Annotated in this window: 23 protein-coding genes and 1 pseudogene; 17 read left to right on the top strand and 7 right to left on the bottom strand. The window is 68.7% G+C overall.

The annotated features are described in order from the left end of the window. Positions 1 to 2: 2 nt before the first annotated feature. On the bottom strand, positions 3 to 878 hold the full coding sequence (locus BJQ95_RS08235) for a Ku protein (protein ID WP_130176045.1): 876 nt from the start codon (positions 876 to 878) through the stop codon (positions 3 to 5). Positions 879 to 960: 82 nt separating this feature from the next. On the opposite strand from BJQ95_RS08235, the gene ligD (BJQ95_RS08230) reads away from it, so the two are divergent. From ligD (BJQ95_RS08230) to BJQ95_RS08220, 3 genes are read left to right on the top strand one after another with little or no spacing between them, the layout of a single operon-like run. Beyond that, entirely contained in the window at positions 961 to 2,583 is a 1,623-nt protein-coding gene (gene ligD, locus BJQ95_RS08230; protein ID WP_256041587.1) for a non-homologous end-joining DNA ligase, read from the top strand. Next, the gene (ligD, locus tag BJQ95_RS08225) at positions 2,520 to 3,569 is read left to right on the top strand and encodes a non-homologous end-joining DNA ligase (protein WP_256041586.1); all 1,050 of its coding nucleotides are present in this window, start codon (positions 2,520 to 2,522) and stop codon (positions 3,567 to 3,569) included. The genes ligD (BJQ95_RS08230) and ligD (BJQ95_RS08225) overlap by 64 nt, the downstream gene beginning before the upstream one ends. Then, positions 3,566 to 4,456 (top strand): DUF1295 domain-containing protein, encoded by an 891-nt coding sequence (locus BJQ95_RS08220; protein ID WP_130176047.1) that lies wholly within the window; start codon positions 3,566 to 3,568, stop codon positions 4,454 to 4,456. The genes ligD (BJQ95_RS08225) and BJQ95_RS08220 overlap by 4 nt, the downstream gene beginning before the upstream one ends. Here BJQ95_RS08220 and BJQ95_RS08215 read toward each other — a convergent pair. Then, positions 4,437 to 4,886 carry an NUDIX domain-containing protein gene (locus tag BJQ95_RS08215; RefSeq protein ID WP_130176048.1) on the bottom strand — a complete coding sequence of 150 codons (450 nt, stop codon included), beginning with the start codon at positions 4,884 to 4,886 and terminating at the stop codon, positions 4,437 to 4,439. The two genes, BJQ95_RS08220 and BJQ95_RS08215, sit on opposite strands and share 20 nt — an antisense overlap. Before the next feature lie 99 nt (positions 4,887 to 4,985). On the opposite strand from BJQ95_RS08215, the gene deoC reads away from it, so the two are divergent. Continuing rightward, positions 4,986 to 5,699 (top strand): deoxyribose-phosphate aldolase, encoded by a 714-nt coding sequence (gene deoC / locus BJQ95_RS08210; RefSeq protein WP_130176049.1) that lies wholly within the window; start codon positions 4,986 to 4,988, stop codon positions 5,697 to 5,699. A 116-nt stretch (positions 5,700 to 5,815) separates the two neighbouring features. Here the strand turns inward: deoC and BJQ95_RS08205 are convergent, their stop codons facing one another. Together BJQ95_RS08205 and BJQ95_RS08200 are read right to left on the bottom strand one after the other, a co-directional pair. After that, on the bottom strand, positions 5,816 to 6,343 hold the full coding sequence (locus BJQ95_RS08205; protein WP_130176050.1) for an adenine phosphoribosyltransferase: 528 nt from the start codon (positions 6,341 to 6,343) through the stop codon (positions 5,816 to 5,818). Between the two features lie 4 nt (positions 6,344 to 6,347). Continuing rightward, complete coding sequence (locus BJQ95_RS08200) at positions 6,348 to 7,079, bottom strand: MarR family winged helix-turn-helix transcriptional regulator (protein ID WP_165384824.1); 732 nt, start codon at positions 7,077 to 7,079, stop codon at positions 6,348 to 6,350. A 103-nt stretch (positions 7,080 to 7,182) separates the two neighbouring features. Between BJQ95_RS08200 and idi the strand changes: the two are divergent. The 8 genes and pseudogenes from idi to BJQ95_RS08160 all read left to right on the top strand — a co-directional run bounded on the left by idi (position 7,183) and on the right by BJQ95_RS08160 (position 13,393). Continuing rightward, positions 7,183 to 7,745: pseudogene (gene idi, locus BJQ95_RS08195) on the top strand (isopentenyl-diphosphate Delta-isomerase). Next, positions 7,738 to 8,784, top strand: coding sequence for a polyprenyl synthetase family protein (locus BJQ95_RS08190; protein WP_130176053.1), 1,047 nt, complete (start codon positions 7,738 to 7,740; stop codon positions 8,782 to 8,784). Before idi ends, BJQ95_RS08190 begins: the two are co-directional and overlap by 8 nt. Continuing rightward, complete coding sequence (locus BJQ95_RS08185; protein ID WP_130176054.1) at positions 8,781 to 9,689, top strand: squalene/phytoene synthase family protein; 909 nt, start codon at positions 8,781 to 8,783, stop codon at positions 9,687 to 9,689. Before BJQ95_RS08190 ends, BJQ95_RS08185 begins: the two co-directional genes overlap by 4 nt. Next, positions 9,686 to 11,311, top strand: coding sequence for a phytoene desaturase family protein (gene crtI / locus BJQ95_RS08180; RefSeq protein ID WP_130176055.1), 1,626 nt, complete (start codon positions 9,686 to 9,688; stop codon positions 11,309 to 11,311). Before BJQ95_RS08185 ends, crtI begins: the two co-directional genes overlap by 4 nt. A 46-nt stretch (positions 11,312 to 11,357) precedes the next feature. Further along, complete coding sequence (locus BJQ95_RS08175; protein ID WP_370688381.1) at positions 11,358 to 11,684, top strand: lycopene cyclase domain-containing protein; 327 nt, start codon at positions 11,358 to 11,360, stop codon at positions 11,682 to 11,684. Beyond that, positions 11,681 to 12,070 (top strand): lycopene cyclase domain-containing protein, encoded by a 390-nt coding sequence (locus tag BJQ95_RS08170; RefSeq protein ID WP_256041585.1) that lies wholly within the window; start codon positions 11,681 to 11,683, stop codon positions 12,068 to 12,070. Before BJQ95_RS08175 ends, BJQ95_RS08170 begins: the two co-directional genes overlap by 4 nt. Further along, positions 12,067 to 12,975: a prenyltransferase gene (locus tag BJQ95_RS08165; protein ID WP_130176057.1), complete on the top strand. Its 909-nt coding sequence runs from the start codon at positions 12,067 to 12,069 to the stop codon at positions 12,973 to 12,975. The genes BJQ95_RS08170 and BJQ95_RS08165 overlap by 4 nt, the downstream gene beginning before the upstream one ends. A 49-nt stretch (positions 12,976 to 13,024) precedes the next feature. Further along, positions 13,025 to 13,393 (top strand): RNA-binding S4 domain-containing protein, encoded by a 369-nt coding sequence (locus BJQ95_RS08160; RefSeq protein ID WP_130176058.1) that lies wholly within the window; start codon positions 13,025 to 13,027, stop codon positions 13,391 to 13,393. A 94-nt stretch (positions 13,394 to 13,487) separates the two neighbouring features. Here the strand turns inward: BJQ95_RS08160 and BJQ95_RS08155 are convergent, their stop codons facing one another. Beyond that, positions 13,488 to 14,945 (bottom strand): lipase maturation factor family protein, encoded by a 1,458-nt coding sequence (locus BJQ95_RS08155; RefSeq protein WP_130176059.1) that lies wholly within the window; start codon positions 14,943 to 14,945, stop codon positions 13,488 to 13,490. Positions 14,946 to 15,104: 159 nt separating this feature from the next. Between BJQ95_RS08155 and BJQ95_RS08150 the strand changes: the two genes are divergently transcribed. The 5 genes from BJQ95_RS08150 to BJQ95_RS08130 all read left to right on the top strand — a co-directional run bounded on the left by BJQ95_RS08150 (position 15,105) and on the right by BJQ95_RS08130 (position 20,488). Further along, on the top strand, positions 15,105 to 16,142 hold the full coding sequence (locus BJQ95_RS08150; RefSeq protein ID WP_130176060.1) for a LacI family DNA-binding transcriptional regulator: 1,038 nt from the start codon (positions 15,105 to 15,107) through the stop codon (positions 16,140 to 16,142). A 92-nt stretch (positions 16,143 to 16,234) separates the two neighbouring features. After that, positions 16,235 to 17,554 (top strand): extracellular solute-binding protein, encoded by a 1,320-nt coding sequence (locus tag BJQ95_RS08145; protein ID WP_130176061.1) that lies wholly within the window; start codon positions 16,235 to 16,237, stop codon positions 17,552 to 17,554. 5 nt (positions 17,555 to 17,559) lie between these two features. After that, positions 17,560 to 18,531, top strand: coding sequence for a carbohydrate ABC transporter permease (locus BJQ95_RS08140; protein WP_256041584.1), 972 nt, complete (start codon positions 17,560 to 17,562; stop codon positions 18,529 to 18,531). A gap of 38 nt (positions 18,532 to 18,569) precedes the next feature. Continuing rightward, the gene (locus BJQ95_RS08135) at positions 18,570 to 19,403 is read left to right on the top strand and encodes a carbohydrate ABC transporter permease (protein WP_130176067.1); all 834 of its coding nucleotides are present in this window, start codon (positions 18,570 to 18,572) and stop codon (positions 19,401 to 19,403) included. Positions 19,404 to 19,405: 2 nt separating this feature from the next. Next, entirely contained in the window at positions 19,406 to 20,488 is a 1,083-nt protein-coding gene (locus tag BJQ95_RS08130) for a glycosidase (protein ID WP_130176063.1), read from the top strand. 343 nt (positions 20,489 to 20,831) lie between these two features. Here BJQ95_RS08130 and BJQ95_RS08125 read toward each other — a convergent pair whose 3' ends face one another. Together BJQ95_RS08125 and csrA are read right to left on the bottom strand one after the other, a co-directional pair. Beyond that, positions 20,832 to 22,388, bottom strand: coding sequence for an IS1182 family transposase (locus tag BJQ95_RS08125; RefSeq protein ID WP_130178737.1), 1,557 nt, complete (start codon positions 22,386 to 22,388; stop codon positions 20,832 to 20,834). 87 nt (positions 22,389 to 22,475) lie between these two features. Beyond that, the gene (gene csrA, locus BJQ95_RS08120; RefSeq protein ID WP_130178222.1) at positions 22,476 to 22,715 is read right to left on the bottom strand and encodes a carbon storage regulator CsrA; all 240 of its coding nucleotides are present in this window, start codon (positions 22,713 to 22,715) and stop codon (positions 22,476 to 22,478) included. Between the last annotated feature and the right edge of the window lie 2 nt (positions 22,716 to 22,717).

The following is a 22,717-nucleotide window of genomic DNA, read 5'->3' as shown; positions in this document are numbered from 1 at the left end:
GCTCAGGCTTGCTTTCTGGCCGTGCTCTTCTTCTTTGTGGCCCGGGTCGCGGACTCAGCGGTTGTGGTGGCCGCCGTCGCCTCGTCGCGGCCGGACCGGCTGCGGTCGACGCTGCGACGCAGGGCCTCCATCAGGTCGAGCACCTCTCCTCCGCCGGCCTCCTCCTCGGAGTGGCCGAAGGTGGCCTCGGTGTCGATCGCGTCACCCTTGGCGAGTTTCTCCTCGATGAGTCGACGCAATTGCGCCTGGTACTCGTCGGTGTAGTTGCCAGGGGTGAAGTCGTCGGCGAACGAGTCAACGAGCGCCGCTGACAGGTCCAGCTCCCGGTCGGAGATCTTCACGGTCTGCTCCAGGGCAGGGAACTCGGCCACGCGCACCTCGTCGTCCCAGAGCAGGGTCTGCAGCATGAGAACACCGCCTCGCACCCGGAGCGCGGCGAGCCTGGTCTTCTGGCGTAACGCGAAGTGCACGATGGCGGTGCGATCGGTCTGCTCCAGGGTGCGTAGCAGCAGGACGTAGGCCTTGGGCGAGGAGCCGTCGGGCTCCAGGAAATAACTGCGGTCGAACAGGATGGGGTCCAGCTGGCCGCTCGGCACGAATTCGACGACGTCGATCTCGCGGCTGCGTTCCTCCGGCAGCGCCTTGAGGTCGGCATCCGTGATCACCACGGTCTTGTCACCGTCGGTGAATGCCTTGTCGATGTGCGCGTAGTCGACGATCTTGCCGCAGACCTCGCAGCGGCGCTGGTAGCGGATGCGGCCGCCATCCGCGTCGTGCACCTGGTGCAGTTCGACGTCGTGGTCCTCGGTGGCGCTGTAGACCTTGACCGGCACGTTGACCAGCCCGAAGGTGATGGCGCCCTTCCAGATCGATCTCATCGTTCGTCCTCCCGCCCCCAGTACACACCCGTCCGAGGGCGGGAGGCTAGACCCACGGCCCGGCCTGGAGCAAGCTGGGCACATGGCAACTGGCCCGAGGGCTGCAGGCACGTCTGCCGGGGGCACCGACGGCGCCCACCGGGAGGTCGTGCTGGTGGGCGGCCGCCGGGTCACGCTCACCCACCTGGACAAGGTCATGTACCCGGAAACCGGGACCACCAAGGCCGACATCCTCGGCTATTACGCGGCGGTCGCGGATGCCCTCATCCGGCATTCGCGGGACCGCCCGGCGACCCGCAAACGCTGGGTGCACGGGGTGGGCACGCCCCAGGAGCCCGGGCACGTGTTTTTCCAGAAGAACCTGGGCGACGGCACGCCGGCCTGGGTAGCGCGCCGGGAACTGGCGCACACGGCACGCGTGACCGTCTATCCCCTGGTCAACGACGTGGCCACCCTCACCTGGCTCGCCCAGATCGGCACTCTGGAGATTCACGTACCGCAGTGGCGCTTCGATACGGCCGGCGCCCCAGCCCGACCCGACCGGCTGGTGCTGGACCTGGATCCCGGCGAGGGGGTCGGCCTCGCCGAGTGCGCGGAGGTGGCCCGGTGGGCACGGGCACTGCTGCTGGACATGGGGCTGGACACCCTGCCGGTGACCAGCGGGAGCAAGGGCATCCACCTCTATGCAGCGTTGGACGGCAGCCACTCCTCCGAGCAGGTGGGCCAGGTGGCGCACGAGCTGGCCAAGGCTCTTGAAGCCGACCATCCCGGCGAGGTGCTCAGCGCCATGACCCGGTCGCTGCGGGCCGGCAAGGTCTTCGTGGACTGGAGCCAGAACAATGCGAGCAAAACCACCATCGCCCCGTACAGCCTGCGCGGACTGATGCGCCCCCTGGTGGCGGCACCCAGGTCCTGGCGGGAGCTGGAGTCGCCGGGGCTCGAGCAGCTCGACTACCGGCAGGTGCTCAAACGACTGGAACGGAGCCCGGACCTGCTGGGCCCGGTGGCGGACGCCATCGAGGCCGGCGGCGCCGGGGCGGCCGCACGAACCGAACCGGACCGTCTGCACCAGTACCGCAGCAAACGTGACGCCCGCCGAACCCCTGAGCCGGTCCCCGCCACGACGCCGGCGCCGGGCTCGGGCGGCGGCGGCGGGGCATCGTTCGTGATCCAGGAACACCACGCCAGGGCCCTGCACTTCGACCTGCGCCTCGAGCACGACGGCGTCCTGGCCTCGTGGGCGCTGCCCAAGGGAGTGCCTGTGGACCCCACCCACAATCACCTGGCGGTGCGGACCGAGGACCACCCGCTGGAGTATCTCGAGTTCGAGGGTGACATTCCGGCTGGAGAGTACGGCGCCGGCTCCATGTCGATCTGGGATTCCGGCAGTTATTCGCTGCAGAAATGGCGGGACGACGAGGTCATCGTCATCCTGCACGGGCGGCCGGACGGCGGGCTGGCCGGCACCCACAGGGAGTTCGCGCTCATCCGCACCGGCGGGGACACGTCACGCAATTGGCTGATCCACCTCATGAAACCCAAACGCCCGGGTCCGGCCGGCGACCGGGCGCCCACGCTGGCGCGGCGTGATCCGGCCCCGGCGCCCGCTCCGCTCCCCGCCTCCACTGGCACCTACTCCCCATGCTCGCCCGGCCGGGCAGCCTGCAGGACCTGTCGGCGGAGATCGAGTGGGCGTACGAGATGAAGTGGGACGGCATCCGCGCCCTGGCCTACGTCGAGCCCGGCGCCACCGGGCGGGTGCGCTTACTCACCCGCAACGGCAACGATGTGACGGGGTCGTTTCCCGAGCTCGTCGACGACCTGCGCGCGGCGGCAGATACAAGCGGGGCGGTGCTGGACGGCGAGGTCGTGGCCCTGGACGCGAAGAACCGGCCCGACTTCTCGCGGCTGCAGAGCAGGCTCGGAGTCACCGATGCGCGAGCCCTGCAGGAGGCCCAGCGGCTGGCCCCCGTGCACTACTTCGTCTTCGACCTGCTCGAGCACGGCGGCACCACACTTACCGACCAGCCATACTCGGCCCGCCGTATCGCGCTGGAGGAACTCGTGACGGCATCGAGCGCCGTGGCCACCAGAACCGCGCCCACCAGCACCGTGCCCACAGACACCGTGCCCACAAACACCGTGCAGGTACCGCCGTCGTTCAGCGGCGACGCCCAATCGCTGCTTGCCACCAGTGTGCAGCTCGGCCTGGAAGGGCTGATCGCCAAGGCGACCGGAAGCACCTATTCCGGCGGACGGCGCTCCGACCAGTGGGTGAAGATCAAGCACGTCAAGGCGCAGGAGGTGGTGATCGGCGGCTGGCGCCCCGGGAACGGGCACCGCGGCAGCACCTTCGGCTCGCTGCTGGTGGGCATTCCCGAGCCGGGAAGCCCGGGCGAGGCCCCGGCCGGCCGGCTGCGCTACGCCGGGCGGATCGGCACGGGCTTTCGTGACCGGGATCTCACGGCCCTGCGCCGACGGCTCGACGAACTCCCGGCTGCGGCGAGCCCGTTCGACGACGTGCCTCCCGAGGATGCGGCCGACGCGGTCTGGGTGCAGCCGGCGCTGGTGGGCGAGGCGGAGTTCGCCGAGTGGACGCCGTCGGGCCGGCTGCGGCACCCCAGCTGGCGGGGCCTGCGTCCCGACAAGACGCCCCTCGATGTGGTGCGGGAGGGAACGGCTCCCGGATGACCGCCACCGGCGCATCCGCCCTGCTGGTGTGCCTGACGCTGTGTGCGGCCGCCATCGCCATGACCTGGCTGCTCTCGCTGCGTACCAGGGAGTACCCCTGGGTCGACCGGTCGTGGTCGCTGTTGCCGCCGGTGTACCTGTGGGTGTTCGCCGGCGCCGGCGGGTTGACCGACCCGCGGCTGGTGCTGATGGCTGTGCTCGGGACACTCTGGGGCGCGCAGCTGACCGTCAACTTCGCCCGCAAGGGCGGCTACCGGCCCGGCGGTGAGGACTACCGGTGGGCGGCGCTTCGCCGCCGGATGAGTCGTCGCCGCTTCGCGCTGTTCAACGCGGTCTTCATTTCCGGCTACCAGAATCTGCTGCTGCTCATCACGCTGCCGGCCTGGGTCGCCCTGGCGAACCGGCGGACACCGTTCGGTGCCGCCGATCTGGTCGCCGCCGTCCTGTTCCTGGGCTTCCTCGTCGGGGAGAGAGTGGCCGATCAGCAGCACTGGGACTTCCAGCGTTCGCGCCGGGTCCACCGCGCACGCGGTGGCACCGATCCCGGCTTCCTGCGGACGGGCCTGTTCGGGTACTCCCGGCACCCCAACCACTTCTGCGAGATCGCCCAGTGGTGGGTGATGGCCGGCTTCGGCGCCATCGCCGCGGGAACCTGGCTGCAGGTGGGGTCGCTGGGCGCGGTGCTGCTGACCGTGCTGTTCGTGGGGTCGATCGCTTTCACCGAGAGCATCTCGGTCTCGCGCCACACCGGATATCCGGCGTCTCAACACCAGGTCTCTGTGCTGGTGCCGTGGCCGCCGCGCCGAGCGGCGACCGGCGCGGTGGGGGCATCCGGCGCATCGGGCGCATCCGCTGGCGACGATCCGGTCAGGCGAGGCGGCCCCTGAGCGCCGGCCAACTGGCGGCGAAGCCCGGATGCAGCGGCAGCAGTTCCACCTCCGCCGGTGGAACCCAGCGCAGCGCGATGCTCTCGGTATCGCTGATCACCGGCTCGAAGGCCTCGAGGGCCCGCACAACCACCGTGGTGTACGACCAGAAACCCAGGTCGACCACCGAGCTGAAGTTCAGCCTGAGTAGATGGGCGGGCACACCGGCCTCCTCGCCGGCCTCCCGGACGGCGGCATCGAACGCGCTCTCGTTCTCGTGTCTGGCCCCGCCGGGCACGCCCCAGGTGTCACCCTGATGGCTCCAGATGGCGCGGTGTTGCAGGAGGACTCCACGGTCGGGATGGTGCACCAGGAGACCCGCCGCCCCGTAGACGCCCCAGAACCTAGCACCGTCAGGCCCGTAGACCCACGCATCACCACTGCCGCTCATTCCTTAAGCATGCCGCACCCGCCAGGGAACATCAGCAGCACCCCGGGTAAGATCAAGCCCGGCGGACCCCCCATCGCCCCACCCAAAGGACGTACGAGCATGACGACTTCCACACCTGCCTCCGCACTGACCGTCGCCGGCCTGGCCCGCTACATCGACCACACCCTGCTCAAGCCCGAGGCCACCCAGGCCGACGTGGCTGCCCTCATCGCCGAGGCCGTTGAGCTTGGCGTCTACTCGGTCTGCGTGTCACCGTCGATGCTGCCCCTCACCATCCCCGTGGATGCCGACCTCAAGGTCGCCGTCGTCTGCGGTTTCCCCAGTGGCAAACACGCCAGCTCGATCAAGGCCGCTGAGGCCGCCCTGGCCGTGTCGCAGGGCACTGATGAGGTCGACATGGTCATCGACATCGGAGCGGCCAAGGCCGGCCGGTTCGATCTGGTCGAGGCCGACATCAGCGCCGTGCGCGCCGAGCTCCCCGCTCCGCTGATCCTCAAGGTGATCATCGAATCCGCCGCCCTCACCGACGACGAGATCGTGGGTGCCTGCCGTGCCGCCGTGACCGCCGGAGCCGACTTCGTCAAGACCTCGACCGGGTTCCACCCGGCCGGCGGCGCTACCGTGCACGCCGTCCGCCTCATGGCGGCAACCGTGAACGGCGCGGCGCGCGTCAAGGCCTCCGGCGGAGTACGCAGCCACGCCGACGCCCTCGCCATGATCGATGCCGGCGCCAGCCGCCTCGGCGTGTCGGGCAGCAGGGCCGTGCTCTCCGGAGCACCGGTCGAGCCCTCGGCCAACCCCGCCGCCTACTAGAGCCCTTCACCGTGTAAGTAGCCGCCGGACGGGGCGGGAGTTTCTGGTGCCGAATCGGACATGTGCACCCGGCGTACCGGGTGCACTGGTCCGCACGGGGACCAGTTGAGTTTGGGTCAGACCGAAACGATGGTGTGCACGGGAACGTCGCCGAGGCGGCTGCGCCCGTCGAGATCGGCCAGTTCGAGCACCACACCCACGCCGATCGTCACGTAGCCGGCCCGTTCTATGAGCCGGGCGGTCGCCGCGACCGTGCCGCCGGTGGCGAGCACGTCATCGACGATGAGAACCCGGGTGCCGGCGGGCAGCTGCCCGACCTCCACCTCGAGGCGCGCGGAACCGTACTCCAGGTCGTATTCCTCGGTGAGTACGGTACCGGGCAGCTTCCCGCCCTTTCGCACAGCGAGCACCGCACACTCGGCGGCGTAACCGATACCGGCCGCGAGTAGGAATCCGCGAGCCTCGATGCCGGCCACTGCATCGAACTGTCCGCGGTACCGCTCGCTCAGGTCGTCGATGATCGCCCGGAACGCCACGGCGTCGGCGAACACCGGGTTGAGGTCACGGAACAGGATCCCAGGGAGAGGGAAGTCCGAATACGAGGCGAGGAGGGTGTGCACGTGCTGGGCGGCGGGAACAATCACGTGCTCAAGGGTACCCCGCGGCCTCTGAGCCCTCAGACGGCTCCGGCCGGCTCAACGAGTCCAGCCGACTCGGCGTGCCCGGCGTGCCCGGCGTGCCCGGCCGGCTCGGCTCGGCCGGCTCGTGCGGCTCGGCCGGCTCGTGCGGCTCGGTCGGCTCGTCCATTGCGCCGCTGAGCTCGTCGAGGAAGCTCACCACGGCGCGCTGCTCCGGCGCTGTGAGCCTTTCGGCAGCGGCCAACATCCGCTGGTGCGCCGCGCCTAATACGCGCCGGATCTCGTCGTGGGCACGTCGGGTGGCGTGCAGCACCTGCGCCCGCCGGTCGCTCGGGTGCGGTTCGCGGTGGAGCCGGCCGGCGGCCTCCAAACGGGAGAGCAGCTTGGCGGTGGCCGCGGAGGAGATGCCCAGGAAAACGCTGAGGTCTTTCGGGCCGATCGACTCCGAACGTTCCTCAGCCGCGATCAGGTGGCGCAGAGCGACCAGGTCGGAATCGTTCATCTCCATGTCGGAGCGCGCCCTGATGCGCATGGCCACGTCGGCCGCACGGAAACGGCGCACCGCTCGCAGGACATCCACGGCGCTCACAGACGCAGTGCTCGCAGATGCAGTGCCCACGGATGCGGTACTCACCGATGCGGTGACGACAGGCACGGCGTCCCCGGCGGCGTCGTTCGGGTAGAAGTAGCCCGGTGAACCGGGTCGTCTCAGCTCGGCGGCGGGTTCGACGTCGGCGGGCATAGCGACCATGCTAGCCTCGATTATCGCTAACTCGGTTAGGTACTTTTTGGAGTATCTTGGCTGCACGAGAGGGAGTCCCGTGATGCACACAGCAGAATCCACCATCGAGCGTGCCGGTGATCAGCAGACCGGCGGCAGTGGGTTTGTCGACGACCTGGTGGTCCTTCTCGACCAGAACGGCCGCGAGATCGGTACCGCCCCCAAGAGCAGCGTCCACGGCGCCGACACCTCCCTGCACTTGGCATTCTCCTGCTACGTGTTCAACGACCGCGGCGAGGTCCTGATCACCCGACGGGCCCTGACCAAGAAGACCTGGCCCGGCGTGTGGACGAATTCGTTCTGCGGCCACCCGGCCCGGCCGAGACCCTACCCGACGCCGTGCGGCGCCGCGCGGACTTCGAGCTTGGCCTGGCGGTGACCGATATCGACCTGGCGCTGCCCCTGTTTCGCTACCGCGCGACCGACAGCAGCGGCATCGTCGAGAACGAGGTCTGCCCGGTGTACCTGGCAGTGGCGACTGGCGACCCGGTGCCCAACCCCGACGAGGTGATGGAGTTCACCTGGACCGACCCGGAGACCCTGCAGGGCTCCGTGCTGGCCAGCCCATTCGCCTTCAGCCCCTGGATGGTTCTGCAGATGCGGGAACTGGAGACCTTCCGTGCATGAGATCCAGACGCTCGGCGTCGAAACCGAGTTGCACCGATTCTTCGCCGCGGCCCGGCTGCGCGCCAGCGACTACGGCGACCACTACGTCGCACTCTGGGATTCCCTCGACCAGGCCAGCCGCGGCGGCAAGCGCGTGCGGCCCGCCCTGGTGCTGGCCGCCTATGACGGTTTCGGCGGCACCGACCACACCCTGTCCACCCCCGTCGCGGTGAGCTTCGAACTGCTGCACACGGCGTTCCTGATCCACGACGACGTGATCGACCGCGACCTGTCACGCCGCGGGATGGCCAACATCGCCGGCCGGTTCACCGAACGCGCCATTGCGCACGGGGCCCAGAGCGCACAGGCTGAGGCCTGGGCCTCGACCGCCGCCATCCTGGCCGGCGATCTGGCGCTGAGCGAGGCCCATCGCGCGCTCGCCCTGCTGCCGGTGCCCGCCGAACTGCGCGGCCGGCTGCTCGACCTGCTCGACAGGGCCGTGTTCGTCTCCGCCGCGGGCGAGCTGGCGGATGTGACCAACACGGTCAGCCGGGTCCCCCTCACGATCGACCAGGTCGTCACGACGCTCGAACACAAGACGGCGATCTACTCCTTCGAGGCTCCCCTGCAGGCCGGTGCCGTCCTCGCCGGGGCACCAGAGGAGGCCATCGACGCCCTCGGACGGTTCGGCCGCCTGATCGGCGTCGCCTTCCAGCTCACCGATGACCTGCTGGGCGTTTTCGGCGACCCGGACAGCACCGGCAAGAGCGTCATCGCTGACCTCCGCGAGGGCAAGCAGACCGCGCTCATCGCGCACGCCGGCGCCACGGACCGGTGGCCCCTGATCGCGCCCTTTCTGGGCAAGAGCGACCTCACCGACGCCGAGGCGGACCTGGTACGCGGCCATCTGCGCGACTGCGGCGCCCCGGAGACCGCGGATGCCCTCGCTCGTGAGTACGCAAGCCGCGCGGTGGACGCCCTGCAGGGACCGCTGATGCCCGACACCCTGCGCACCACCCTCACCCAGTTGGCGCTGAGCGCCGTGACGCGGCAGAAATGAGCCGCAATACGCTCGGGCCGGCCGTCGGAGCCCCGACCACCGGTCTGGCCAACTACAACGCGGCCGCCCTGGCCAGCGCCACCACGGTCATCGGGCAGTACTCCACATCATTCGGCCTGGCCGCGCGGCTGCTGGCCCCCGGTGTGCGCGAGGAAGTACGCAGCATCTACGCGCTCGTGCGCATCGCCGACGAAATCGTCGACGGCGCCGCCAGCGGTGCCGGCATCGACCTGGCCGGTCAGCGCGAGCTGCTCGACGACCTCGAGCAGGAAACCGAGCGCGCGATGGCGCGCGGCTTCAGCACCAACCTCGTGGTGCACGCCTTCGCCGTCACCGCACGACGAGTGGGCATCGAACCGGCTCTCACCCGGCCGTTCTACGCCTCGATGCGGCGGGATCTCGACCCGGCCCCGTTCACGGCGGCCAGTGTGGCCGAGTACATCTACGGCTCGGCCGAGGTCGTCGGGCTGATGTGCCTGCGCAGCTTCCTGCGGGACTCCCCGCGGTCACCCTCGGACCACGCCATTCTTGAACACGGCGCACGCAGCCTCGGCGCCGCGTTCCAGAAGGTCAACTTCTTGCGCGATCTGGCCGCCGACCGGGATTCGCTCGGCCGCAACTACTTCCCGGGCGTCGACCTCACCCGGCTCACCGAACCGCAGAAGCAGCTGCTGCTCGATGACATGGATGCCGACCTCGAGGCCGCCGAACGAGTGCTGCCGCTGCTGCCGACGAGCAGCCGACGCGCCGTCACCGCCGCCCACCGGTTGTTCGCCCGGTTATCTGCGAAACTGCGGGAGACCCCCGCCCACGCCTTGATGAGCACCCGCGTGCGGGTGCCGGATCCGGAGAAACTGATGATCGCCCTCTCGTCCTCGTTCGGCCCGCAGGCGTGGCGACGGTGAGCAGCCCGACCGGACGTACCCCGACCACGGCCCCCCTCACCCGCACGGTCGTGATCGGCGGCGGTATCGCCGGCCTGGCCAGCGCGGCACTGCTGGCCAAGGAAGGTCACCAGGTCACCCTGTTGGAGGCCCACGACACCCTCGGCGGCCGCGCCGGTTTCTGGGAGGCCGACGGCTTCCGCTTCGAAACCGGGCCGTCCTGGTACCTCATGCCGGAGGTGTTCGAGCACTTCTACCGGCTGATGGGCACCAGCGCGGCCGAGCAGCTGCAGCTGACCAGGCTCGACCCCGGCTACCGGGTGTTCTTCGAATCGGACTCCGAGCCCGTCGACGTGCGCGCCGAACGGGCCGACAACATCCGTCTGTTCGACACCCTCGAACCCGGCGGCGGTAAAAAACTGGAGAAGTACCTGGCCAGCGCCAAAGAAACCTACGATATGGCCGTGGCCAGGTTCCTTTACACGAGTTTCGCCTCGTTCAAGCCGCTGCTGGTGCGCGACGTGCTTTCCCGGATGGGCCGGCTTGGCCGGCTGCTGCTGCAGCCGCTGGACAAGTTCGTGGCCGGCTACTTCCGCGACCCCCGCATCCGCCAGATCCTCGGCTACCCCGCGGTGTTCCTCGGCTCCTCCCCCGACCGCACCCCGTCGATGTACCACCTGATGAGCCACCTCGACCTGGCCGACGGCGTGCTCTACCCGCAGGGCGGCTTCACCCGGCTGATCGAGAGCATCGTCGACCTGGCCCGCGCGGCCGGCGTCACCATCGAGACCGGCGCCACCGTGCAGGCGATTCGCTCGGGACCCACGCCCGCCGGCCGGCGCGCCCAGGCCACGGTCGAGGGCGTCACCTACACCAACGCGGCCGGTGAGACCGTGCGGTTGGATGCCGACCTGGTCGTCTCGGCCGCCGACCTGCACCACACCGAAACAGAACTGGTCGAGCCGGCCAAGCAGACCTACCCGGAAAGCTGGTGGCGAAAGCGCACCTCCGGACCCGGTGCCGTGCTGGTGTTGCTGGGCGTCAGCGGCGAGCTGCCCAAGCTCGCCCACCATACCCTGTTCTTCACCCAGGACTGGGCCGACAATTTCGACCGCATCTTCGGGAAAGAGACCTCGGTGCCCAACCCGGCATCGTTCTACGCCTGCCTGCCCAGTGCGACAGATCCGGGCGTGGCCCCGGACGGCGCCAGCAACATGTTCTTGCTCATCCCGGTGCCTGCCGACACCGGCATCGGCCACGGCGGCATCAACGGAGCCGGTTCGGCCTCCGTGGAGGGCATCGCGGATGCCGCGATCGGCCAGCTCGCCCAGTGGGCCGGAATCCCCGACCTCGCCGAGCGCATCCTGGTGCGGCGCACCATCGGACCGGCCGACTTCGCCGACGACCTCAACTCCTGGAAGGGCGGCGCGCTCGGACCGGCGCACACGCTCAAGCAGAGCGCTTTCTTCCGCGGCAGCAATGTGTCCAAGCACATCGACGGCCTGTACTACGCCGGCGGCACAACGATTCCCGGCATCGGCCTGCCGATGTGCCTGATCAGCGCCGAGATCTTGCTCAAGCGGATTCGCGGGGACGTGAGTACGGGCCCACTGCCCGAGCCCCGGCCCGCCGTTTTGCGTTGACCGACGGATGCTGACCCGACGGACCCGGCGGATGGTGACCTGAGCGATGCTGAGTTTCGCGTATCTGCTCGCCCTGCTGGTGTCGTTGACCGGGATGGTGGTGCTCGACCGCCGGTTCGGCCTGTTCTTCTGGCGGGCACCCCGCGCCGCGGCCGTCGTGCTCGCGGCGGGGGTGCTGTTCTTCCTGGCCTGGGACCTGATCGGCATCTCCGCCGGCATCTTCTACCGCGGCGAGACCGCGTTCATGACCGGGCTGCAGGTGGCGCGGGAGCTGCCCATCGAAGAGGTCTTCTTCCTCACCTTCCTCTGCTACCTGTTCATGAATGCCCTGCAGGGCGCCCGGGTGCTGCTGGAGCGGAGGCGCGCCTCGTGAGCTACCTCGGACTGAACGCCGTGTTCCTCGGCCTCGCGGCGCTGGTGGCCGCCGTGGCGCTGTGGCGGCGGCCGGCGTCGAGGCGGCTCTACGCGGCATCCGGGCTCGCGCTGGTCGCCGTGCTCGTGCTCACCGCGCTCTTCGATAACATCATGATCGGGGTGGGGCTCGTCGCGTACGACCCGGCTCTGATCTCCGGAGTGTTCGTGGGGATCGCGCCCGTGGAGGACTTCGCGTATCCGGTGGCCGCGGCCCTGCTGCTGCCGGCCGTCTGGTCGCTGCGCGGCGGCGATGCCCGGCGTCCGACGGCCGGACGCGCCGAGCAACCCACGGCATCACCCGCAGCATCACCCGCAGCACCACCCGCAGAAGCACAGGACGCATGACCGAGGCGATTCACCCCACCGGCCCCACCGGACTCGGCCACTCCGTGCGGCAGGTGCTGCTGTCCTCGCGTCCGCTGAGCTGGATCAACACGGCCTTCCCGTTCGCCGCCGCCTACGTCGTGACGACGGGCCGGGTCGACGCGCTCCTCGTGGTGGGCACCCTGTTCTTCCTGATCCCGTACAACCTGCTGATGTACGGCATCAACGACGTCTTCGATTACGAGTCCGACCTGCGCAACCCGCGCAAGGGCGGCGTCGAGGGCGCCATGCTCGATCCGGGCATGCACCGCACGGTGCTGATCTCCGGCGTGGCGACGGCGCTGCCGGTGCTGCTGCTGATGCTCGTCCTGGCCGGCGCGAACCCGTGGTCGTGGGTCGTGCTGTCGATCAGTCTGTTCGCCGTGGTCGCCTACTCAGCGCCGGGCTTGCGCTTCAAGGAGCGGCCGGTACTGGACTCGGTCACCTCGAGCGTGCACTTCGTCAGCCCGGCGGTCTACGGCCTCGCGGTGGCCGGCGCCGTGGTCACACCCGACCTGGTGGCGCTGTTGGCGGCATTCTTCTTCTGGGGCATAGCCAGTCATGCCTTCGGCGCCGTGCAGGATGTCGAACCCGACCGGCAGGGCGGCATCAGCTCCATCGCCACGGCGTTCGGCGCCGCTCAGACCGTGCGCCTGGCCATCGGTTTCTGGCTTCTCGCCGGGCTGCTGATGCTCGTCACCACCTGGCCCGGGCCGCTTGCCGCAGTCCTGGTGATCCCGTACATTCTTGCCGCGTGGCCGTACCGGTCGATCAGCGACGCCGAGTCCGAACGTGCCAACAACGGCTGGAAGCGATTCCTGCGCCTGAACTTCTTCACCGGGTTCCTGGTGACCATGCTGCTCATCCTGTGGGTCGTGCTGCGCTGACCTCGTGCTGCGCCGAGGAGCCGCCGGCGCCCGCGTATAGAGTCGAGGCATGGAATTGCGAAGCGCACGGGTGGACAGCTGGGCGTGGGCGGTGCGGATGTACAAGACCCGTTCGCAGGCCACGGCGGCCTGCCGGGCCGGGCACGTGCGGGTGAACGGCGAACGAGCCAAGTCGGCCCAGGCCATCAAGCCCGGCGACGAGGTGCGGATCAGGGCCAACGGGTTCGACCGGGTGCTGGTGGTCTCCCGAATCATCGTGAAGCGGGTGGGCCCGAGCGTGGCCGCCGAGTGCTTCGTGGACAACACCCCGCCACCGCCACCGCGCGAAGAGGTGGCCCTGGTGCCCATGCGCGACCGCGGGGCCGGCCGGCCCACCAAGCGCGAGCGGCGCGAGATCGACGAGTTGCGCGGACACTGAGCGGTGCGGACACTGAGCGGTGCGGACGCTGAGCGGCCCGGCCGCCACTCGTCCGGCTGCTGAGCGATCGGCTGCTGAGCGATCGGATGCAGGACTACTCCGGCGGCAGCGTCACCGCTGGCACCAGGGTACCCACCTCGGTGCGCACCCACCACACGTGCTCGGCCCGGCGCTCGGCCGGCGTGCTGAACCTGTAGCGGAACATCCGGGCGCGCACGAACCGCGGCGGCTGCCCGGCGAACGGATCGTGCGCGAGCAGCCGCAGAGTGGCCGGGTCCGCCTGCAACAACCGGGCTAGGAACGCCTCGAACCAGGCCGTGTCGCGAGAGCCGAGCGCCAGGAACCACATCAGCCAGTCCAGGCGCAGGTGATACGGGGCGAACTGGCCGGGCAGCCGGGCCGGGTCGCCGGGCTTGCCTCGGAATCCGTATGCCCGCCAGGCCGTGGCGTCCTGCGGGTCAGCGGAAGCGCTGCCCTCGACGATCACCTCGAACCGCTCCTGGGTGACGGTGCCGAACGCACCGTAGGCGTTGACCAGGTGGAACGGATTGAAGCTCGCGTTCATCAACTGGCGGCGTCGGAACAGGTTGCGGGCCGGCCAGTAGCTGAGCACCAGTAGCAGAATGACCACGGCGAGTACCACCACCACGAACCAGAGCGGCTGCTCCCCCGGCGCCGTGCTGCCGCCGGGCGCCGCCGCCGGCAGCCCGGGCAGCATCAGGCCGCCCAGCCAGCGGAAGGAGGCGTCGTCGACGGCCGCGAACGCCAGCACGATGGTGATCCAGTTGAGCCAGGCGAAGTTGCCGGTGACCACCAGCCACAGTTGGCTGAGCACGATCAGGCCCGCCGCGATCGACGCCACCGGCTGCGGGGCGAAAAGCAGGAAAGGCAGACCAAGCTGCACGGCGTGGTTGGCGAGCACCTCGCCCCGGTGGAACCAGCGGGGCAGGTGGTGCACGAACCAGCTCACCGGGTTGGGCATCGGCTGGGTCTCGTGGTGGTAGAACAGGGCGGTGAGGTCGCGCCACTCGCGGCCGCCCCGCAGCTTGATCAGGCCGGCGCCGAATTCGAGCCGGAACACCAACCAGCGTAGGAACAGCAGCATCGGCAGCGGGGTGGCGACGGCGCTGGAGCCCAGGAACGCCACGATGAACCCGGCCTCCACCAGCAGGCTCTCCCACCCGAACGAATAGAAGGTCTGCCCCACGTTCACTATCGAGAGGTAGCCGGCGAAGAGCAGCAGGAAGACGAGCATCGGCAGCCAGGCGGGGCCGAGCTGGGGCAGGCCCAGCACCACGGTGGCGGCCAGGGCCATCCCGGACCAGGCGACCGCCCGCAGCATACGGTCGGAGTAGCGCCAGTGGAACAGGCTGGGCGACCGTCGGAACGGCACCACCGCCGTGAACTGCCGGACCGGGAGCAAGCCGGTGTCGCCGAGCAACGCCGGGAACTGGTTATGGGCGGAGACGAACGCGATCAGGAACATCGCGGCGATGCCTCGCTGCAGGATCTCGCGCGCGAGGTCGTACTCCCCCGTAGCGAACCAGTCCATGGTGCAGATCACCCTAGGCCCGTGGAGCCACCGTCTCAAGGCCGGCACCCGTTGACGGACAGAAACTGCTTGACGGGAGAACTAAACCGGTATAGATTGTCCTAAACCGGTTAAGGTAGCCACACGGCCGACCCGCACCCGCCATCAACGAGGAGGCCCATGGATCCCGCCCAGGATTCCAGCAAGGTGACGATCGCCGACGTGGCCAGGGAGGCCGGGGTCAGCAAGGGCCTCGTCTCGTTCGCGCTCAACGACCGTCCCGGCGTGTCCGCCGAGACGCGTGCGCGCATCCTGCAGGTCGCCGGAACCCTCGGCTGGACCCCATCACTGCGGGCCAGGTCGCTGTCGTCCAAGCGGTCATTCGCCCTCGGCCTCGTCATCGCCAGGGACCCCGAGGTGCTCGGGTCCGACCCGTTCTTCACCTCCTTCATCGCCGGCGTCGAGACCATCCTCGCTCCGGAGGGCCTCGCCCTGGTGCTCAGCGTGGTGCCGGACGTGTCGACCGAACTGGCCACCTATCGAACCCTCGTGGCCGACGGCCGGGTCGATGGCGTTTTTCTCAGCGACCTGCGGCAGGATGACGCGCGCATCCCGTACCTGTCCGAACTCGGCCTGCCGGCCGTGACCCTCGGTCGCCCCGACCAGCCCAGCCCGTTCCCGTCGGTGTCGATCGACGACACCAACGGCATCAGCGAATCGGTGCGGCACCTGGCCGGTCTCGGGCACCGGCGGATCGCCCATGTGGCCGGCAGCCCCGCGATGCTGCACGGCAACCGGCGCAGGGCCGCCTTCACCGCCGCCATGCGCGACGCCGGCTTGGGAGACGGGCAGGTCGTCGAGACCGACTTCTCGATCTCGGCGGGGGCGGATGCCACGCGCCGGTTGCTCCGTCAGGCCCAGCCGCCCACTGCCATCGTCTTCGCCAACGACCCGATGGCCATCGCCGGCATCGGCGTCGCCCAGGAACTCGGGGTGAGCGTGCCTGACGACCTCTCGATCACCGGGTTCGACGACATCGAATTCGCCCGGTACGTCTACCCCGCGCTCACCACGGTGGGCGCGACCCCGATGGTCTGGGGCCGGGCGGCCGCGACCACCCTGCTGGGGCTCATCCGAACCGGGTCCGCCGATGACATTGAGCTTCCCGCCGCCCGTCTGATCATCCGGGGTTCGGCGGCGGCTCCGACATCCCACTGATTCGGTTCCCGCCGAGAGCCGCCTCACTCACACGTACCGCCGGCACGAAATGCCGCAGCAGAGCTGCTGCGGGATCATGAATGGAGAACGACATGCACAGCAACATCCGCCCACGCACCACTCCCCGAAACGGCAGGCGCCTCGTGGCCGCCGCCGTCACGTCCGCAGCCATGGTCGTCGCCCTCGGCGCCTGCTCCAGCGGCGGCAGCTCGGGTGGCGCCGACTCCAGGGGTGACATCACCATCTGGTATTCGAACAACGAGAACGAGGTGCTCTGGGGTAAGCAGATGGTCGAGGCCTGGAACGCCGACCACCCCGATGAGCAGGTCAAGGCCCAGGAGATCCCGGCCGGCAAGAGCAGCGAAGAGGTCATCGGCGCCGCCATCACCGCCGGCAACGCCCCCTGCCTGGTCTTCAACACCGCCCCGGTGGCGGTGCCACAGTTCCAGAAGCAGGGCGGGCTGGTGGACCTCAGCAGTTTTGAGGACGGCGACGCCTACATCCAAGAGCGCACCGGCGACCTTGCCGACCAATACCAGAGCGACGACGGCAAGTTCTACCAGATGCCGTGGAAGTCCAACCCGGTGATGCTGTTCTACAACAAGGACCTCTTCGCCGCGGCAGGGCTCGACCCGGAGAACCCCGCGCTGGGCACCTACGAGGAGTTCACGGCCACCGCACGCACCCTGGTCTCCAGCGGCGCGGCCGAGTACGCCATCTACCCCTCGCCCACGAGCCAGTTCTTCCAGAGCTGGTTCGACTTCTACCCCACCTACGCGGCCGAGACCGATGGCAGCCTCCTCATCGAGGACGGCGCAGCCACGTTCAACTCGGACGAGGGCGTCGCGGTCGGCGAGTTCTGGAAGACCCTGTACGCCGAGGGCCTTGCGGGCAAGGAGCAGTACCAGGGCGACTCGTTCGCCGACGGCAAGGCCGCCATGTCGAGCGCAGGGCCCTGGGCCGTTTCGGTCTACAAGGATGCGGTGAACTGGGGAGCGGTGACCTTCCCCACCAGCGCCGGCAGCCCGGCCGAGGAGGCGTACACCTTCAGCGATGCGAAGAACGTGGGAATGTTCACGGCCTGCGAGAACCAGGCCACGGCCTGGGACGTGCTGAAGTTCGCCACCAGCCAGGAGCAGGACGGACAGCTCCTCGAGCTGACCGGCCAGATGCCGCTGCGGGCCGACCTGACCAGCGCCTACCCCGAGTACTTCGCGGCCAACCCGGCCTACGAGCAGTTCGGTGACCAGGCGTCGCGCACGGTCGAGGTACCCCAGGTGGCCAACTCCGTCGCCGCTTGGCAGGCGTTCAGGGACGCGTGGACGAAGCACGTCATCACCGGAGAGGGCGACGTCGCCGACGCCTTCGACGCAGCCGCCGACAAGGTCAACGAACTGATCGCGCAGCCGTAACCCTCATGTCCACGACAGTCTCACCCGAGAGCGTCACCCCGAACCCCGCCGCCAGGCCCGCACGGCCTGGCGGCGGGGGCCCCCGCCGGGGCCGCAGGCGCCAGTGGCTGGGCAAGAACCCGCTCGGGCTCGTGCTCAGCGCTCCGTACCTGGCCTTCGTGCTGCTGGTCTTCGCGTATCCGCTGGTCTTCGCCTTCTACATGTCGTTCCACGACTACTTCTTCGCCGCCCCCGGCGCCGTGGTCGACCGGCCGTTCGTCGGACTCGCGAACTTCCAGGAGGTGCTCTCCGATCCTGCGATCATCCGGTCGTTCGGCAACGTCGGCATCTTCCTGTTGATCAACGTGCCGCTCACCGTGGTGCTCTCGCTCGTTCTCGCCACTGCACTGAACAAGGTCGTCCATGCCCGCACCTTCCTGCGGGTGGCCTTCTACGTGCCGTACGTCACGGCCAGCGTGGCCGTGGTCGGCGTCTGGATCTTCCTGTTCAGCGGTAACGGCCTGGTCAATCAGATCCTCGGCCCGCTGGCCCCCGACCCGGCCTGGCTGATCAACGAACAGTGGGCGATGCCCACGATTGCCATCTTCGTCACCTGGAAGGGCATGGGCTTCTTCATCCTGCTCTACCTGGCCGCCCTGCAGAACGTCTCCGAGGAGCTCTACGAGGCCGCGGCAACTGACGGTGCCGGCAAGATCCGCATGTTCTTCTCGATCACCGTGCCCGGCGTGCGGCCCGCGACAGTGCTGGTGCTCCTGCTGGCCACGGTGACCGGGGCGAACCTGTTCACCGAGCCGTACCTGCTCACCGGCGGTGGCGGCCCGAACGGCGCCTCGTCGTCGCCCGTGCTGCTGATGTATCAGCGCGGCATCGAACAGGGCGCGCCCGACATCGCCGCCGCGATCGGGGTCATCCTCGTGATCGGTGTGCTCATCCTGGCGTTCATTCAACGCAAGCTGGCCGGAGGGGACGAATCGTGAGCACCGTCGCACGCTCGAGGACGCGCAAGGTCGACGGCCTGAGCCGTGGCCAGAACATCCTGCGTTACGCCGTGCTGTTCGCGGGCGCCCTGGTGTTCCTGTTCCCGTTCTATTACATGGTGATCGGCTCGCTGCAGACCGAACCGGACTCGACCGTGGCCGGGGCCTTCCCGAACCCGGCGAACATCACCGGCGAGAACTACACCGCCATCAACAGCCGCATCGACCTGTTGCAGGGCCTGGCCAACTCCGGCATCTTCGCCGGCGGTGTCATCCTCTGCACCGTCGTGTTCGGTGTGCTGGTGGGCTACGCCCTGGCGCAGCTGCAGTGGCGCGGACGCGGCATCACCTTCGCTCTGGTGCTGCTCGTTCAGGTGGTGCCGTTCCAGCTGCTGATGATCCCGCTCTACGTGATGATCGCCAGGGACTACGGCCTGGCCGACAACTACCTGGGCATGATCCTGCCGTTCGCGATCAACTCGACGGCGGTGCTCATCTTCCGGCAGTACTTCCTGCAGGTTCCCCGGGCGCTCTTCGACGCGGCCAGGATCGACGGCGCGGGCGAGCTCAAGATTCTCTGGAGCATCGCGTTGCCGCTCGTGCGGCCGGCACTGCTGACCGTTGTGCTGCTCACCTTCATCGGCCCGTGGAACGAGTTCCTCTGGCCGTTCCTGATCACCAAGGAGGCCTCGCTGCAACCGCTCGCGGTCTCGCTGGCGAACTACCTCACCAACGTCGCGGCCACCGCGGCGAATCCGTTCGGCGCGATCCTGGCCGGCGCCTGCGTGCTGGCCGCCCCCGCGGTCGTGCTCTTCATCCTGTTCCAACGGCACTTCGTCTCGAGCGACATCGGCTCGGGCGTGAAAGGTTAGTCATGAGCTCTACCACCACCACGACCACATTCCCGTACACCCTCACCAGGATGGGCGTCATCATGTCGCCGGAGGACGGTAACGCCCTCGAGGCCGAGGGGGTGCTCAACCCGGGTACCGGGCACACGCCGGACGGCACCCTGTACCTGCTCCCCCGGCTCGTCGCCACCGGCAACGTCTCCAGGGTGGGGCTGGCCCGGGTGATCATCGAGAACGGGGTGCCGACCGGCGTCGAGCGCGAGGGCGTGGTTCTCGCACCGGACCGGGGCTGGGAGCGCGGCGCGAACAACGCCGGCGTCGAGGACCCCCGGGTGACCTTCATCCCGCGTCTCGGCCTGCACGTGATGACCTATGTCGCCTACGGGCCGCTCGGCCCCCGCACCGCCGTGGCGGTCTCCGATGACCTGCGCGAGTGGCGTCGGCTGGGGCCGGCCCTGTTCGCCTACGACGAATCCCTGGACATGGACCTCAACCTGTTCCACAACAAGGACACGGTGTTCTTCCCCGAGCCGGTCACCGCACCGGACGGGGTGGAGAGCTTCGCTGTACTGCACCGGCCGATGTGGGATCTGGAGGAGACCAAGCCCGGCGAGGGCATCCGGGTGCCGGCCGGTGTCACCGACCAGCGGCAGAGCATCTGGATCAGCTACGTGCCCGTCGCCGACGCGCTGGCGGATGTCTCCGCGCTCACGTTCTGGCGCGGGCACCGGTTTCTGGCCGGCCCCGAGTACGCGTTCGAGGAACTCAAGATCGGCGGCGGCCCGGCACCCCTGCGGGTTCCGGAGGGCTGGCTGCTGCTGCACCACGGCGTCACGGGCATCCTCGCCCGCGCGTTCGACCAGCAGCAGAAGGTGAACTACGCCGCTGGCGGCATGATCCTGGACGCCGACGACCCCACGATCGTGCTCAGCCGCACCAGCGAGCCGCTGCTGAAGGCCGAGACCGCCGATGAGACCAGCGGCATCGTGCCCAACGTGGTGTTCCCCACCGCCATCGAGGAGATCGAGGGCCAGCTCTACGTGTTCTACGGCATGGCCGACTCGAAGATCGGCGTGGCCAGGCTGGATCGCCGCGTCGCCGAGTAGGAGCCGGGGCCACAACTGGTGCCCGTTCGGACGATTGCACCCGTTACGCCGGGCCCAATTGTCCGTTCGGGGACCAGTTGGCTCGGCGGGGGTGCAGGGCGGGGCCGCCGGGGCCGGCAGGGCTGGGCTGCCGCGGCCGGCTAGGAGGGCGCTGAATATTAGGGGTCCAGTTGCCTCGGCGAGTTCTTAGAGTGGTTTTTTGCTCCGCTGTGGGGCTTTGTGCGGTCGACTGAGCGATCGGCCACGATGGTGGGATCTCGCGTCGGGGCTGATCGATGGGGCCGTAGTGGGCGGCTCTGCCGCCTGGGACCGTGCGCCGAGGTGGTCCTTGTGCGTCGGGGTGTTATCCAAGGGCCCAAACCCCGTTCTGGCTGGTCAAACCGAGGTTGAGGAGCCGTTTGAGATTGATCGCGGCAGCACGGATCACCCACCCCGCATTGTTCTTGGCAACGCCGCGGTAGCGGACCCGCCGGGCCCCGCGCGTCATCCACGCCAGCGTCCGTTCAATCATTGGACGGTGCTGGCGATAAAGGGCTTGAAAGTCCGGGTCCTGAGCGGTGACGCGGTGCTCCCGGCGAACCTGATCCAGCGGATGAATCTGCATCTTCTTGCCGGACTTCGCGGTGGTGCACTGCGCCATCAGCGGGCAGGCCTGGCACGAACTACCAAAACTGGCCCGTCGTTTCGGGCTGAGCGACCGGACGTTCCCGGCCGGGCAGGTCACGGTCTGCAGGGTTTCATCCACGGTGAAGTCATCGATGGTGAATCCGCCCGGAACGGCTCGGCCCAGCGGCATCGGCTTGATGATCGGCCGGTGCCCAGCGGCATGAATCTCGGTCAGGAGCCCGCCGCTGCCATAGGCCGAATCACCCAGCACGTCAATGTTTTGCTCACCGATGCTGACGTCGGCCGCGAGCAGCTCGCCGCCGCGAGCCGCGTCGCTGTTTTGCGAACCAGAGGCTTTCGTGAGCATTGCCGCCGTCACCAACCCGGTGTCGGGCTCCGCGTTGACGTGGGCTTTATAGCCGTCGATCTTTTTCTGGCGGCTCTTGTGCGCATGGCGGGCATCAGGATCGACGGTGGAAATCACCCGGTCGGGAGCGACCCGGCGGGCGATCCGCCACCGCCCGTCGGTCCCGTCGGACCCGTCGGCGGGTTCCACGTCTTGGCCGGCGACCAAGGCAAGCAGCGCGACGGTTTCCTGCTGCTTCTTGTTGAGGATATGGACGTTGATGCTGCCCAGCAGAGCGAGAGCATCGGTGACCAGGCGGGAGACGAGCTCGTCGCGGGCGTCGCGGTCGTCCCACGCAATGTCGGGCTTGCCCGGCTGGGAGTAATCATGGCCGGTCAAGCCGGCGACGCTCACGTCCGCGCCGGGGATCTCCCGGCCAACACGGCGGATCTGTCCGACCAGCTGCGTGACGGTGTCCTGCCGGGCAACCGCATCCTCCAAAATTGTTGAGTCCAACGCCCGGCGTTTGCGCCCCGACAATGCTCCGGACTGGGCAATGACCGCGGTCACGGCCTCAAAAATGCGGTGCGGCCGGTCACTGGCAGCCAAGCGTTTGCGCCAATAGACCAGCACGGTCGGGTGGAAAGAGGTTTCAGTCAGCGCGAACCCGCAGGCGGCTTTCCACCGCAGGTCATACGTCAACGCCTCGGCCGCTTCCCTGTCGGAAAGGTTGTGCAGTGTTTGCAACACCATCACCGACGCGATCACGTCCGCCGGTATTGACGGGCGGCCGTTCTGCGAGGAAAACAAGTCCGCAAACGCATCGTCGGGAAACAGCTCCCGACGGTGCGCTGCGAGGAAAGCGAACACCGATCCAGGCGGAAGCAAGTGCCCCGCTACGGCATCGACATCGTAAATCTCACGCTGACCATCATCACAACCCTGCATCACCCCAGTCTTAACGACCAAGAGCCGACCCGCCGCAGGCGCGCCTTAAATAAGCGACACCCGCACCCAAAGTTGTTCAGCGGCCTCCTAGAGGCCTAGGCTCGATCTGAGCTGGTCGGCCGCGACCTGGTCGTCCCGGTCCGCGGCGAGGTTGGCCTCGAGGTTGGCCTCGGTGACGGCCTTGAGGATCTCGGCACGCTGGATGGAGATTCCCCGCGGGGCGTCGACACCCAGGCGGATGCTGTCGCCGCGGACCTCGAGCACCGTGATGACGATGTCGTCACCGATGAGGATCTTTTCCCCCTGTTTGCGCGTGAGAACCAGCATCC

This window comes from Cryobacterium sp. SO1 (assembly GCF_004210215.2).
GTDB lineage: Bacteria > Actinomycetota > Actinomycetes > Actinomycetales > Microbacteriaceae > Cryobacterium.
Note: the sequence above shows the minus strand (reverse complement) of the source record. Positions and strands in the feature narration are given on the sequence as shown.

Bases quoted from the DNA above. Each gene is read 5' to 3' on its own strand.
- csrA (WP_130178222.1), bottom strand. From the start codon at position 22,715: ATGCTGGTTCTCACGCGCAAACAGGGGGAAAAGATCCTCATCGGTGAC.
- BJQ95_RS08175 (WP_370688381.1), top strand. From the start codon at position 11,358: ATGCTGAGTTTCGCGTATCTGCTCGCCCTGCTGGTGTCGTTGACCGGG.
- BJQ95_RS08215 (WP_130176048.1), bottom strand. From the start codon at position 4,886: ATGAGCGGCAGTGGTGATGCGTGGGTCTACGGGCCTGACGGTGCTAGG.
- BJQ95_RS08220 (WP_130176047.1), top strand. From the start codon at position 3,566: ATGACCGCCACCGGCGCATCCGCCCTGCTGGTGTGCCTGACGCTGTGT.
- BJQ95_RS08235 (WP_130176045.1), bottom strand. From the start codon at position 878: ATGAGATCGATCTGGAAGGGCGCCATCACCTTCGGGCTGGTCAACGTG.
- BJQ95_RS08145 (WP_130176061.1), top strand. From the start codon at position 16,235: ATGCACAGCAACATCCGCCCACGCACCACTCCCCGAAACGGCAGGCGC.
- BJQ95_RS08200 (WP_165384824.1), bottom strand. From the start codon at position 7,079: ATGCCCGCCGACGTCGAACCCGCCGCCGAGCTGAGACGACCCGGTTCA.
- ligD (WP_256041586.1), top strand. From the start codon at position 2,520: ATGCTCGCCCGGCCGGGCAGCCTGCAGGACCTGTCGGCGGAGATCGAG.
- ligD (WP_256041587.1), top strand. From the start codon at position 961: ATGGCAACTGGCCCGAGGGCTGCAGGCACGTCTGCCGGGGGCACCGAC.
- BJQ95_RS08155 (WP_130176059.1), bottom strand. From the start codon at position 14,945: ATGGACTGGTTCGCTACGGGGGAGTACGACCTCGCGCGCGAGATCCTG.
- deoC (WP_130176049.1), top strand. From the start codon at position 4,986: ATGACGACTTCCACACCTGCCTCCGCACTGACCGTCGCCGGCCTGGCC.
- BJQ95_RS08125 (WP_130178737.1), bottom strand. From the start codon at position 22,388: ATGCAGGGTTGTGATGATGGTCAGCGTGAGATTTACGATGTCGATGCC.
- BJQ95_RS08130 (WP_130176063.1), top strand. From the start codon at position 19,406: ATGAGCTCTACCACCACCACGACCACATTCCCGTACACCCTCACCAGG.
- BJQ95_RS08160 (WP_130176058.1), top strand. From the start codon at position 13,025: ATGGAATTGCGAAGCGCACGGGTGGACAGCTGGGCGTGGGCGGTGCGG.
- BJQ95_RS08185 (WP_130176054.1), top strand. From the start codon at position 8,781: ATGAGCCGCAATACGCTCGGGCCGGCCGTCGGAGCCCCGACCACCGGT.
- BJQ95_RS08150 (WP_130176060.1), top strand. From the start codon at position 15,105: ATGGATCCCGCCCAGGATTCCAGCAAGGTGACGATCGCCGACGTGGCC.
- BJQ95_RS08140 (WP_256041584.1), top strand. From the start codon at position 17,560: ATGTCCACGACAGTCTCACCCGAGAGCGTCACCCCGAACCCCGCCGCC.
- BJQ95_RS08165 (WP_130176057.1), top strand. From the start codon at position 12,067: ATGACCGAGGCGATTCACCCCACCGGCCCCACCGGACTCGGCCACTCC.